Below are 13,219 nucleotides of genomic sequence, written 5' to 3' on the forward strand. Positions count from 1 at the left end.
GATTTTATGGATGCACTATTACACTTTTTGCCTCAAGTTTGGTTTGTGATTTTGGGTTTATTTTTATTTTTGTATGTGTTATTAGACGGATTTGATTTGGGAGTGGGAATTTTATCTTTGACTGCTTCCGATGAACAACGGCGCGGTTTATTAATGACTAGTTTGGGTAATGTGTGGGATGCCAATGAAACTTGGCTCGTATTAATGGCTGGAGCTTTATTTGGTGCTTTTCCCCTAGCTTTCGGCACAATTTTAAATGCCTTATATTTACCCCTAATGCTGATGGTGGTCGGGTTGATTTTGCGAGCTGTTGCTTTTGAATTTCGTGAACATTCAAATACTAAAAAAGTTTGGAATTTGGCTTTTGGTGGTGGTAGTTTTATCGCGGCGTTGTTTCAAGGTTTTGCATTAGGTGGTGTCTTAGCCGGAATTAAAGTTGATGCGGCTGGTCATTTTGCCGGGGGAATGTGGGATTGGTTCAGTTGGCATTCACTACTAATGGCCTTAACTTTAGTCCAGGGTTATGTATTAATTGGTTCTGTGTACTTGATTCTGAAGACAGAAGGAAAATTACAAGAAACCCATTTTCAAACAGCAAAAATTGCGGCGGTGACGACATTAATTGGTGCAATTATTATTACAATTTCTACACCCATTGTGTATGAAAATGCGAGAGCCAGACTATTCCACCAGCCAGAAGTATACGTATTCGCTCTAATTCCTATTTTGGGAATTATGCTTGTCGGATTATTGCTACAAAGTCTGAAGCAAAAACAGGAAGTTACGCCTTTTGTGTACACTGTTTTGATTTTCTTACTCACGTTTTTGGGTTTGGGATTTATCGCTTTCCCCTATATTATTCCCCCCAGTGTCACTATTTATGAAGCCGCCAGTTCACCTAGTGCAATGGTGTTCATGATTATTTTTATCGGCTTTTTAATTCCGATTATGTTGTTTTACAACATTTATAATTACTTTGTCTTTCGTGGTAAGGTCGTCAGCGATGGTTAAATCCTAATTAAACATCGATATTGATCTGTTCAATTTGCCTCGCTGCTTTTTCCCACAATTTGGCGGAAGCCTCATCTTGCCAATGATTTCTGAGGTATTCCGCTTTTTTATGGCATATTCGCTCTAACATTTCTAAGATTGTTGCTAATGTTAATTTATTCACTAATGTTTCCAGTATTTCTGTATATTCTTTAGACATAATTGTTAGTTTTTGATTTTCGTTTTGGGATTTTTGATTACCCTTACCCTGCATTCGCAGTCCTACTACTCCCTACTCCCTGTGTGTTTCAGGATTTGTGAGAAATCCGGGATTTGTGTTTTGCCCCTTTGCCCAGTGTATTTACGGCTTATTTTTAGTTATATGCAAACAATTTGAGGATTTTGTGAGGATTTGTCCTATGGAGAGACGCGACATATCGCGTCTGTACTCTCGAAGGAAAAATCAGCCTTATAACCCCATGTCTAGGGTCATGACGATAGTCAACATAGTGATAATTAATACTTGACAAATATCCTCTATGTATGGCGATTTAGGTGAATTTCCCACACAATGAAGAGGAATACTATTTTTAGTTACTATTGAGTCACCATCCATAGATTAACTGTGGATAGATTAGGGGTAAATACTTATGAATCAAGAGTTATATACACGGGGTTTAGAACGAGCAAAGAACCATGACTATGCCGGAGCGATCGCAGATTTTTCGGCGGTAATTCAAGCAAATCCCTATTTTACTGATGCCTATGTGAAGCGAGGTTTGGCTTATTTTGACCTGGGTGAGTATCTCCAAGCTGTTTCTGATTATACCGAAGCCATTAAGCTTGATGGTCAATGTATCGATGCATTCTATGGACGGGCGATCGCTCGCTTGGCTTTAAAAAATTTACCCGGAACTCTGGATGATGCGGAAACGGTGATTAAACTTGATTCTAACTATGCCGCAGCCCATAATTTAAAGGGGATTGTCAAACGTAAACAAGGATTAATACATGAAGCGATCGCTTGTTTTAAGCAAGCTGCCCAGTTATACTTACAGGCACAGGATACGGAAAATTGTCGTGCTTGTTTAGAGCGGGTAAAACGCTTGCAACCCCAACCTGTTGTCCCTAGGTCTGGTGTTAATCCTACTGCTTCCAGTCCAACTATCACCAATACCATACCCAGCGAAAATGATTACTTTTTAGAACTAATTGTGGCTGCGGAACGGGGAGAAACTCAAGCGGCAATGGAAAGTGTTAACTGGGTACTGAAGGTTGATCCCCAAGATGGTAAAGCCTACTGTTGTCGCGGTGTAATTCGCTGTAAACAAGGTAAATATCAGGATGCGCTAGCTGATTTTAATCAAGCCTTACGCTTAAATTTTAACCATGCCATTACCTATCGCAATCGTGGTAAGGCAAGATTACATTTAGGGGATGTTCAAGGAGCATTAGCTGATTTTGAAATTGCTTTAACCCACGACCCGGATAATTCCATGAGTTTGACTGCAAGGGGAATCGCACACCAAAGTTCGGGTAACTATTTACAAGCAATTCAGGATTTTAGCCGTGCAATTGAAATTAACCCCCATGATGCACAAGCTTATTTAGGTCGGGGAATGGTGTACACCCGTCTGGAAGAGATTCAAAAAGCCAGTGCAGATTACCAACAAGCATCGGAAATTTTCTGCGAAAATGATGATTGGCAAAACTATCAACAAGCTCTAGATTCCCTCAAAAAAATCAACGCTCCCTCTCCAGAAGCAAGAAAAAGCAATTACGAAAAATTACGCCAAAAATTGTCCCGACTGGTGGGAGGACATTGGGAAATTGCCGAACGCTACCTCGAACGAGCTAAGTATTACTACCCTGGAATGGCTGAGGAATGGTATTTAGAACGGGTAATTTATGAACTGGAAAATGGTGATATTTAATTCGTAATTCGTAATAGCCTGCGGCAAAGCTTTGCGTACGTAATAGCCGCTACGTGGGAAGATAGCTACGTAATTTGTAGTTCGTAATTACTAGTTATATCGCCTTTTTGAGAGTATGGGAGATGAGAGGAGGTATTCATTATCTTACTTCCTCATATCTCCTTTTTCCTTCCACTAACTCGCTGCTGCTAACATTTTTTCCACAGGTTGCCAACGAAAAACGCGATCGCCACCACATTCAATCACGACTTTCACACGGGGTTCCATGCTCGGTAAGGCTGCTAAATATTGTAATTCCTGCTCTGATAAAATATATCCTTCGATAATCCACAGGACTAAACCCTTGGATTTTGCAGGTAGTTGCTCAATCTGATAGGTCAACATCGGAGGAAGATAATAAACATACCCCACTGCGGCTCCATTGCTTGTACTTTTTTTACCTAAGTGAGGTGGACGCACACCGTGTATCCGTGTCAGATAAGCCGCTACATCACCCAATCCCCGCGCGGTTATAGTCAAAGCTGTGTATCCATTAGCACGGAGGCGACGCAGGTATCGCCCCTCAAATCCTCCTTCTAGGGGTGCATATACACTCAAAGCACCATGTTTTTCTAAATCGCGAATGAATCCTTTACCTGTGGTCAGTAATGCCATAGTTTTTCTAATCCCGGTTTACTTTTACTATATTATTTACTTTTTTGCCCTAAATTTCAGTAAAACACAACCCGATTGGAATTATGTGCTGGTAGATGTAGGCTACTCCCTCCTAGTTTATACCTATAACAATGGTTTTTATACCTTTTTGAGATTTTGTGGTAGCTTTTAAAGTGCTTTTTGTCACATCAAGCTAGATAGGGTGATTCCTTCCATAAATTTAGAGATTGTGTAAATTATTGCATTTAATTTTACTTCCCCAGAGAAAATCAAGTAATATACAAAAAAATCAATGATTCATTGTAAATAGCTTACAAGCCAGATGAAATCATAGATATATTCACCTTAGTATCGAACAAGTGCATCTACGTATTTATCAGTGAGGGTATACACCCCCTGATTCCATTTTAGGAAAGGAATTTATCATTACTAAGGGTCATCTGAGTACGGAGACATACTGAGATGAGTATGTTAAAGTGTTTGTTCTCACGTTGTTTGAGTTGAGTTTGTTTTTTGGCTGTTACTTGGATTCTGCTGTCATTCAAGCTATTCCCATTCAGGATTTAGCTGAAACAGTGGTGTTGAAAAATTTCTGTTGATTCACCGTCGGTTTTGCCAAGTAATTCGATCTGTTCATCATTTATGTGGATATAAGCTGCTAAATAGATTGATATCTGCGGTTTTTATGTATCAAACGTCGATAATCGTGGATTCTTGATTCTGGTAAAGCGTTTTTGTCCACATCTAACACTACTCTTGATGTCGCTCAAAAGTTAAAAAACATTGTCCAAAAGGTAAATTCCCAGACTATATCATGTAAACTTCATGGTTAAATACAAATTCTTGAAAATACCTATATAGACATACAGCGATGTAACGATTTCTGTGAATCTGACCAATATTAAATTTTCGTAAAATTGACAATTCATTAAGATTGCAGATGAATAGGGAACAACAAAGTTTCGTCCAACTCCTCCGCAAACGGCTAGGTGATTACTTAAACTGTTTGTCAAACCGACAAAACATGAGTTTACAGGAGCGGTTAACCTGTTTAAGTCAGTTAGCAGCCACCCACGAACGATTGTTTGAGTATAAAAAAGCACTTATTTATTACAAGCAAATTTTAGAAATTAGTACCCATTGGCAATTAAAAGATTGGCAAGAAAATGCCCTTTATCATTTAGGGGATTGTCAGAGGCACTTAAGTAATTTTCACCAGTCCATAGATTATTTTGTCCGCTTGGAAGAGTTAGCACGGGAAACGGGAAATCGGGTATTACAGATAGCGGCTTTTTGGGGACAGGGGACAAGTTACCAAAATCTAGGGCAATATCAATATGCGTTGAAATGCTTTCAAAATCAACTGGCATTGAGTTGCGAGATGGAGGAGAGCGGTTGGCAAAAAAGTGCATTAGGTTCTTTAGCTAATGTCCATCAATTTTTGGGTGACACCCAAACAGCCTTGAATTATGAACAAAAGGCTTTAAATTTAGCCCAGAGAAAAGGAGACGAGAAAGCCGAGGGTGATTCCTGGGCTAATTTAGCAGGGATTTACATTCAGATGCGGTCATGGCAAACAGCCAAAGATTGTAGCGATCGCGCTTTATCGATTGCCTATAAATATCAGAATCAGGACTTGATGATGATATCCCTCCACAGCTTGGGGCAGATTCATAAATCTTTGGATCATTATGCCCTTGCCCAGGGATATTTTACAGAAGCCTTAGCAATTTCACAACAGATAGGGGAAAAGCGGGTGAGGAGTGCCATATTGCAGGGATTAAGTGATATTTGCAGTCAAACTAACCAATTAAATCAAGCGATCGCCTATAACAGCCAATCTTGGGAAATTTGTCGGGAAATTGGCAATCAATTTGGTGAAGCTGCTGCTCTATCCCGGATGGCGATTACCTATCACAAATTACGCGACACCCAAGCAGCTCTTGATTGCTACCATCAAGCTCTAATTATCCTCGAAGCCATCGGAGCGAAACAAAGTCAACAAAGTGTATATTTTAGTGTTGGCAGTATTTATTACCAAATTCAGCAGTACAGTCAAGCTCTTGAATATTTAAATACTGCCCTATCTATCGCCCAGGAATTAAATAATCATTCCGAGCAAGCAAAAATTTTTCTGGCATTAGCAGCCATTTATCAAAAAAACCAGATGAAAAATATCGCCATTAAACATTATCAACGAGCCTACGAATTATATAAATCCATCGGCGATGAAAACCATGCCCTGCAAATGTTACAAACCATGAAAAAATTAAACATCGAACCACAAACCTAGAGACAACCTGTCGGGTCTATGTCGCTTGGACACAACCAAACCAAGAAAAAACCCATTCCCACCCTCAACTTCCCTACAGACGACCCACCAGGTCGTCTCTTCCCACTCACTTTCAAGTTAGGTAGATATTCCCTATAGTAAAATCAAGAGAATATAAAATTAAATTTTATTAAGTGGGGAATCGGGATGTACATCGTACAAATTGCCTCAGAGTGCGCACCTGTAATTAAAGCTGGAGGTTTAGGGGATGTTGTCTATGGACTCAGCAGGGAACTGGAGAATAAGGGACATTGTGTGGAGTTAATTCTCCCGATGTACGATTGTATGCGCTACGACCATATTTGGGGACTGCATGATGCCTACCTCAATTTGTGGGTACCCTGGTATGGTGCGGCAATCCATTGTTCCGTTTATTGTGGTTGGGTACATGGTCGCTTGTGTTTCTTTATTCGACCCAATTCCCAGGATAACTTTTTTAACCGTGGTTGTTATTATGGGTGTGATGATGACAATATGCGGTTTGCTTTTTTTAGCAAAGCAGCATTACAGTTTTTACAGCAAAGCAACAAACGTCCCGACGTGATCCACTGTCACGATTGGCAAACAGGCTTAGTTCCGGTTTTACTCTACGAAATTTATAAATATCACGGGATGGAGTATCAACGGGTATGTTACACCATCCACAACTTTAAACATCAAGGTTTTGCAGGGGTCGAGGTGCTGCAAGCAACTGGATTAAACCGACCAGAATATTATTTCCAATACGACAAATTACGGGATAACTTTAATCCCTTTGCGATTAATATGATGAAAGGGGGGATAGTCTATGCCAACGCCGTCACCACCGTATCACCGTACCATGCATGGGAAGCCCAACATACGGATATTGGTTACGGTTTAGGTCATACCCTATACCTGCATCGCGATAAATTTCAAGGGGTACTCAACGGGATTGACTACGAATTTTGGAATCCCCAACGGGATCGATATATTCCCAGTAACTATAGCAGCGAAGATTTTGAACAAAAAATCTATAACAAAAAAGCATTACGCGATCGCTTGCAATTACAACAGGTAGATAAACCTCTGGTGGCCTACATTGGACGCTTAGACCAACAAAAAGGGGTGCATCTGGTTCACCATGCCATCTACCACAGTTTAGCAAGGGATGCCCAGTTTGTCTTGTTAGGTGCAGCAACGGAAAAGTCGATCCATGATTGGTTTGCCCATGAAAAAGAATTTTTAAGCACAAATCCGGATGCACATATAGAATTAGGATTTAACGAAGAACTATCCCATCTCATCTATGCAGGAGCCGATATTATCGTAGTTCCCAGCAATTATGAACCCTGTGGGTTGACCCAAATTATCGGCTTAAAATATGGAACAGTCCCCGTAGTTCGCGGTGTCGGTGGACTGGTTAACACCGTCTTTGATTGGGATTATGACCAAATGCATCCCCCCGAAGAACGGAATGGATTTGTGTTTTTTGAACAGGATAATTACGCTTTAGAATCTGCCTTAAATCGCGCAATTGATGTTTATAATCTGAATCCAGATTTATTTCAAAAATTAGCCATTCAAGGTATGAATTACGATTATTCCTGGAACCACCCAGCCCAGAAATACATCGAAATATACGATTTCATCCGTCACCCTTGGTAATCTGTATTTCTTCCTTGTCAATAGGGAGTGGGGAGTAGGGAGAGACGCGATATATCCCATCTGTACGGGAGTGGGACAAAATCATTTTCATCCGTCTTGGGGTGAGGGCTTTTGAAAGAATTGATTCTGGATTGAAAACTACGGATTTTTTACCCCTCTCCGAAGTCGGAGAGGGGTTGGGGTGAGGTTCATCGAACCCACGTTCATAAATACTTTATCAACTACTTATTGAAGACAGGAAATAGGCACAAACGGTATATTTGTCGTTATAAACTACTCCCGATGGCCTACTCCCCAAAAACAATAAGTTATAAGTTAAAAGTATTAAAATCGGCCTTTAATACATCCTCTAAGATTCTTCCCCATCCAGCATATATTCTGCGGTTTTATTTCGATCTAGTTTCAAAATCAATACAGCCAAGGGAGGTAAACACAAATCCAGGGAATACTGATGATTATGCATCGACCAGTTATCCGTCCACTTACCACCAAGATTACCTAAATTGCTACCCCCGTAGGGACGAGCGTCGCTGTTGAATAATTCCGTATAAAACCCTGGTTCCGGTACTCCAATGCGATAATGGGAATGGGGCTGGGGTGTAAAGTTACACACACAAACCACAAATCCGTGATTATCCTTAGCCCGACGGATAAAGGAAACAACACTGTGACGGTTATCGCTACAGTCAATCCATTCAAATCCTTCTTGGGCAAAATCTTGACTGTACAAAGCTGGTTCGCTGCGGTAGAGATGATTTAAATCCTGGAAGAATTTACGTAATTGTTGATGGGGTTCATATTGCAGTAAATCCCATTCCAAATCACTCCAAACATTCCATTCGCTCCATTGGGCAAACTCCATGCTCATAAACATGGTTTTCTTCCCTGGATGGGCATACATGTAGGCAAATAAGCATCGGGTATTAGCAAATTTCTGCCATCGATCTCCCGGCATTTTGCCAATAATATTACTTTTACCATGTACAACTTCGTCATGGGAAAGGGCCAGCATAAAGTTTTCGCTGTGGTTGTACCAAATGCTAAAGGTAATATTATTTTGATGGAATTGACGGAACCAGGGGTCCATACTGAAATAATCCAGCATGTCGTGCATCCAACCCATATTCCATTTCAAGTTAAATCCTAAACCTCCCACATAGGTAGGCCATGATACCATTGGCCAAGATGTGGATTCTTCAGCAATGGAAACCACCCCTGGAAAATAACTAAAAATCAAATGATTCACTTGACGCAGAAAATCAGCTGCTTCGATATTTTCCCGTCCCCCATATTGATTGGGGACCCATTCCCCTTCCTTGCGGTTGTAATCTAGGTATAGCATGGAAGCCACCGCATCTACACGAATACCATCAATATGAAATTTATCAAACCAAAATAGGGCATTAGCAACCAGAAAATTACGGACTTCATTGCGACCGTAATTAAAAATCAAAGTACCCCATTCCTTATGCTCACCCTTACGGGGGTCTGCATGTTCATACAAATGGGTTCCGTCGAAAAAGGCTAACCCATGACCATCCTTGGGAAAATGACCGGGAACCCAATCCACAATCACACCAATTCCATTTTGGTGACATTGATCAACAAAATACATAAAATCTTCCGGTGTACCAAATCGGGATGTGGGTGCGTAATATCCCGTCACTTGGTATCCCCAGGAACCATCAAAGGGGTGTTCCGCAATGGGTAAAACTTCAATATGGGTGTAACCCAATTCCTTTACGTAGGGGATTAAACGCTCGGCTAATTCCCGGTAGGTTAAAAACCGCGAACCGGGATTTAATTCAGAAACCGGGACAACGGGAGCGGGTTTACCATCTGGTTGGATTGCGGGTTCGCTACTGGATGCATGTAACCAGGAACCAAGATGTACCTCATAAACAGCAATGGGTTGGGTCAGGGGGTCAGTGTGACGACGCTGATCCATCCATTCCCCATCATTCCAGGTGTAAGCGTCCAGATTCGTGACGATGGAAGCTGTTTTAGGACGGGGTTCCTGTTGAAAACCGTAGGGATCACTTTTTTCGTAAATATGTCCCTCATAGTTTTTGATTTCATACTTATAGCACTCACCTGGTTGTAGCTGGGGGATAAATAATTCCCAGACACCGGTATGACCCTTACGCATCTGGTGCAGTCGTCCATCCCAGCTATTAAAATCGCCTAAAACTGAGACATTACGAGCGTTAGGGGCCCATACGGCAAAGTATACACCTTGGACACCATCAATCACAGTGGGATGGGCACCCAATTTTTCGTAGATGCGGTGATGATTTCCCTCAGAAAACAGGTGTAAATCGAAGTCCGTTAACTTGGGTGAGCGGAAAGCGTAGGGGTCATAGGTGACACGTTCGCGATCGCCTTCTTTGATTCGCAATTGATAATTATTTAATTCTTTGGTTTCAATGGTACATTCAAAAAAATTCGGGTGATGCACACTTTGCATTGCAAACTCTAAACGTTGTTCTGGTAGAACTACCCAAACCTGACTAGCATTGGGTAGGTATGCTCTCACTGCCCAGACATTTTTACCATTTTCTTCAATGAGGTGGGAACCCAAAACCTCAAAGGGGTCATGGTGCTGATTCCCTACAATGCGATTTACCTGTTCTGGTGCGATCGTCGTCTTTAACATGGAGCTACCTACGTGCTTTTACCTGTCGAATGTAAACTTGCTTTAATATCTATTTATATTCACTCTAAACCATCAGTGACTGGATTTTGGATTACCCGAGGAAAATGTTGCTACGTGTTTGTGGATTGGGAACCCCTTTTCCCACATATCTCACCAATTCCTCAAACTTTTAGGGATTCGCTGCAAGTCGAGGATTTGGGACTGTTCCGCAAAAAGTGAGCCGCAAAAGAACTAATATAACAAGATAGATTCATAATTATCATCAAAAATATGTCCTTAGAAAATCAGCCCCATCAAAACAGCACAGCAACATCTTTAAATCTAACCCAGCGTCCCCGTCGCTTACGTCGCAATGAAACAATCCGACGGATGGTGCGAGAAAACGTCCTCACGGTGGATGATTTAATTTATCCGATGTTTGTGATGGAGGGGGAAAATCAAAAGGTGGAAATTCCCTCTATGCCGGGATGCTACCGCTTTAGTTTAGATTTGTTACTGAAGGAAATTGCTGAAATCGCGAGTTTAGGAATTCCCGCGATCGCTCTTTTCCCGGTGATTTCCGAAAGTAAAAAGGATGATACTGGTAGCGAAAGCTATAACCCAAATGGTTTGGTGCAACAAACTGTCAAAGCAATTAAGCAAAATACACCAGATATACTTGTAATTACTGATGTCGCCCTTGACCCCTTTACTAGTCATGGACACGACGGTGTTGTTGATGAGAATGGGGTGATTTTAAATGACCCAACGGTGGAGGTACTCGTCAAAATGTCCCTCTCCCAAGCAGCAGCTGGTGCAGATATGGTTGCGCCTTCGGATATGATGGATGGCAGAATTGGTGCAATTCGTCAAGCTCTGGATGCAGCTGGTTTTATTGATACCAAAATCCTCGCTTATTCAGCTAAATATGCCTCTGCCTATTATGGTCCATTTCGCGATGCTTTGGATTCTGCACCTAAATTTGGTGACAAGAAGACCTATCAAATGGACCCTGGTAACGCCAAGGAAGCCATCAAGGAGGTTAGTTTAGATATTGCTGAGGGTGCAGATATCGTCATGGTAAAACCAGCTTTGGCATATTTAGATGTCATTCGCCAAGTGAAAGATTACAGCAGTGTCCCCGTTGCCGCCTACAATGTTAGCGGAGAGTATGCCATGATTAAGGCTGCGGCTGCTAATGGCTGGATTGATGAGAAAAAAGTGATTTTAGAAACTCTGTTGAGCATGAAGCGAGCTGGTGCAGATTTAATTTTGACCTATTTCGCCAAGGAAGTAGCCTTAATGTTGCATAAGTAAAGTTGCATGGGTTTTCAGAGTGAATTTTTATTATTCATCTACCTTTTGTCGGGTTTTCCGGATAAATGCTAGGTAAAACCACCAAAATTACCAAAAACCCGACTTTTCCTCGTAATTGACGATTTATCTGCTAATTATGACATACCTGTGAATTTCCCCGCCTACTAACTTTAAGCTCGGCAATGACTACCCCTAACTTGGTAAATTTGCAAAATTGTTATGCTCCTACCGACCTGGCAAAAACAAGAAATAAATTGGTAAAATCTCTACAAATTTTATACCTGTATTCTCTCGAATGTAATTTTCTTTTAAAGAGATTAATATCAAGATAAATCATCTCAAAATTGCATATAATCTATTGAAGGAATATTATTCTGTTGTTATTTATGTGTTTTTTTATACTATTTGGGTGGTGATAATAACTAGGCAGAAGACTCAGCAAGGATTTTTTAGTTGGCGAGACATAAACATAAACACAGCTTACAGCCTTTCATCGATTCTCTGATTAACAGACATAGTCTAAAGACCTTGTCTTTATTTGTTGTTGGGTAAAACTTAAATTGACTTTACCTTCTTTCCGACACCAGCCTTGCGAACAGGTTGTCAGCTACTCAGATTTGGTTGACTTAAAAACAAAATCATCAAACACAACATAAAAAACAAAATCATATTCCCAAAACCATCATGACCCAAGTAATTAAATTTCCTAATCCTGACCCAAACCTAGAGAATGAAGAAGAAATACACCAGTTAGCCCAAATCTGGGCAAAAAAATACATTCAAAACATCCAAAACAACAATGACGTTGTTCCTCTGAAAAACAGTGCTAAACAAACATCAGAGAAACTCCACACCTTACTGAGAACCACCAGTATCCAAGCTTGGTCACAAACAGAAGCATTAATCTCCAAAGAACTAGCACGTCATGGAGTCAATCAACAATTAATTGACCCCTGGCAAATTTCCCAAGATTCCTTTGTTGTTTTTGATCAAACCATCGAAATCTACAGTCAGCAAAAACCACCGCAACAGGTAGCACGGGAATTGGGTACCTATATTAGTACCATTCGCAGTCATTATACAGCTAATGACCCCAGAGCGATCGCTTTTGTTTCCCTCCAGTTCCACTATACTGGACAGTTATTACTCAATCATGTTCCCCATTGGGAAAAGGAAGGGTTAAATAGTTACTTTAAGGTGATTGATGACCACTTGTATATGCCTTTACAACGAGCCTACAAAGCAGCTGCTAAGTACAATTATGAATCACTCCAAGTACAACTAGTTCGACATTTATTACCCATGAGTACGGAAATAGCCGAAAAGGTTTGCGATCGCATTATTCAAATTTACCCCACCTATTCCAGTTACAGTGGTCTTTTGAGTAATCCCAGCGTTAGAATTGCCAGTATTCGCGACACAGAGATGTTCCAAGTGTATCTGTGGGTATGTATGCTGGAAAAAAGTATTGAGGCAATTCAACAAGAACTATTTCCTTTGTGTTTAATGCTATATCCCACTTTACGAGTAAATTGGGAATTAGTTCGACAAATGATTAATTTACTAGGAAATGAAATTCGCAGTCGGATCGGTGATCAACAGCATCGAGTTTTTAGACCATATTTTCAAGTTTTGTGGGAAATGTTTAGTCCGGAAATCTTTCCAGATATGCTTTGATGGGGAGGAAATGGGGATATCGATAACAGAGAATAGGCTGTATGTAATTATGTA

General features: G+C 40.7%; 9 protein-coding genes. 6 read left to right on the forward strand and 3 right to left on the reverse strand.

Annotated features, from left to right (window positions below; all coding sequences use genetic code 11):
* The first annotated feature begins 6 nt into the window (after positions 1-6).
* A complete protein-coding gene (cydB, locus tag CDC37_RS06975) occupies positions 7-1,011 on the forward strand; it encodes a cytochrome d ubiquinol oxidase subunit II (RefSeq protein ID WP_096621109.1) in 1,005 nt (334 codons plus the stop codon).
* A gap of 7 nt (positions 1,012-1,018) precedes the next feature.
* Here the strand turns inward: cydB and CDC37_RS06980 are convergent, their stop codons facing one another.
* Positions 1,019-1,210, reverse strand: coding sequence for a hypothetical protein (locus CDC37_RS06980; protein WP_096625984.1), 192 nt, complete (start codon positions 1,208-1,210; stop codon positions 1,019-1,021).
* Between the two features lie 430 nt (positions 1,211-1,640).
* Here CDC37_RS06980 and CDC37_RS06985 point away from each other — a divergent pair, with 430 nt between their 5' ends.
* A complete protein-coding gene (locus CDC37_RS06985) occupies positions 1,641-2,924 on the forward strand; it encodes a tetratricopeptide repeat protein (protein ID WP_096621110.1) in 1,284 nt (427 codons plus the stop codon).
* Positions 2,925-3,098: 174 nt separating this feature from the next.
* Here the strand turns inward: CDC37_RS06985 and CDC37_RS06990 are convergent, their stop codons facing one another.
* Entirely contained in the window at positions 3,099-3,578 is a 480-nt protein-coding gene (locus tag CDC37_RS06990; RefSeq protein WP_096621111.1) for an NAD(P)H-quinone oxidoreductase subunit N, read from the reverse strand.
* 940 nt (positions 3,579-4,518) lie between these two features.
* Here CDC37_RS06990 and CDC37_RS07000 point away from each other — a divergent pair.
* Together CDC37_RS07000 and glgA are read left to right on the forward strand one after the other, a co-directional pair.
* Positions 4,519-5,871 (forward strand): tetratricopeptide repeat protein, encoded by a 1,353-nt coding sequence (locus tag CDC37_RS07000; RefSeq protein ID WP_096621113.1) that lies wholly within the window; start codon positions 4,519-4,521, stop codon positions 5,869-5,871.
* A gap of 186 nt (positions 5,872-6,057) precedes the next feature.
* The gene (gene glgA, locus CDC37_RS07005) at positions 6,058-7,536 is read left to right on the forward strand and encodes a glycogen synthase GlgA (RefSeq protein ID WP_096621114.1); all 1,479 of its coding nucleotides are present in this window, start codon (positions 6,058-6,060) and stop codon (positions 7,534-7,536) included.
* A 349-nt stretch (positions 7,537-7,885) separates the two neighbouring features.
* Here the strand turns inward: glgA and glgB are convergent, their stop codons facing one another.
* On the reverse strand, positions 7,886-10,192 hold the full coding sequence (gene glgB / locus CDC37_RS07010) for a 1,4-alpha-glucan branching enzyme (protein WP_096621115.1): 2,307 nt from the start codon (positions 10,190-10,192) through the stop codon (positions 7,886-7,888).
* Between the two features lie 270 nt (positions 10,193-10,462).
* Between glgB and hemB the strand changes: the two genes are divergently transcribed.
* Both hemB and CDC37_RS07020 read left to right on the forward strand, forming a co-directional pair.
* On the forward strand, positions 10,463-11,488 hold the full coding sequence (gene hemB, locus CDC37_RS07015) for a porphobilinogen synthase (protein ID WP_096621116.1): 1,026 nt from the start codon (positions 10,463-10,465) through the stop codon (positions 11,486-11,488).
* Between the two features lie 684 nt (positions 11,489-12,172).
* The gene (locus CDC37_RS07020; protein WP_096621117.1) at positions 12,173-13,165 is read left to right on the forward strand and encodes a hypothetical protein; all 993 of its coding nucleotides are present in this window, start codon (positions 12,173-12,175) and stop codon (positions 13,163-13,165) included.
* Positions 13,166-13,219 lie beyond the last annotated feature (54 nt).

This window comes from Calothrix sp. NIES-3974, from assembly GCF_002368395.1.
GTDB lineage: Bacteria > Cyanobacteriota > Cyanobacteriia > Cyanobacteriales > Nostocaceae > NIES-3974.

What these genes read in the sequence shown, in the direction of transcription:
- cydB (WP_096621109.1), top strand. Translation starts at nt 7, where the DNA reads ATGGATGCACTATTACACTTTTTGCCTCAAGTTTGGTTTGTGATTTTG.
- CDC37_RS06980 (WP_096625984.1), bottom strand. Translation starts at nt 1,210, where the DNA reads ATGTCTAAAGAATATACAGAAATACTGGAAACATTAGTGAATAAATTA.
- CDC37_RS06985 (WP_096621110.1), top strand. Translation starts at nt 1,641, where the DNA reads ATGAATCAAGAGTTATATACACGGGGTTTAGAACGAGCAAAGAACCAT.
- CDC37_RS06990 (WP_096621111.1), bottom strand. Translation starts at nt 3,578, where the DNA reads ATGGCATTACTGACCACAGGTAAAGGATTCATTCGCGATTTAGAAAAA.
- CDC37_RS07000 (WP_096621113.1), top strand. Translation starts at nt 4,519, where the DNA reads ATGAATAGGGAACAACAAAGTTTCGTCCAACTCCTCCGCAAACGGCTA.
- glgA (WP_096621114.1), top strand. Translation starts at nt 6,058, where the DNA reads ATGTACATCGTACAAATTGCCTCAGAGTGCGCACCTGTAATTAAAGCT.
- glgB (WP_096621115.1), bottom strand. Translation starts at nt 10,192, where the DNA reads ATGTTAAAGACGACGATCGCACCAGAACAGGTAAATCGCATTGTAGGG.
- hemB (WP_096621116.1), top strand. Translation starts at nt 10,463, where the DNA reads ATGTCCTTAGAAAATCAGCCCCATCAAAACAGCACAGCAACATCTTTA.
- CDC37_RS07020 (WP_096621117.1), top strand. Translation starts at nt 12,173, where the DNA reads ATGACCCAAGTAATTAAATTTCCTAATCCTGACCCAAACCTAGAGAAT.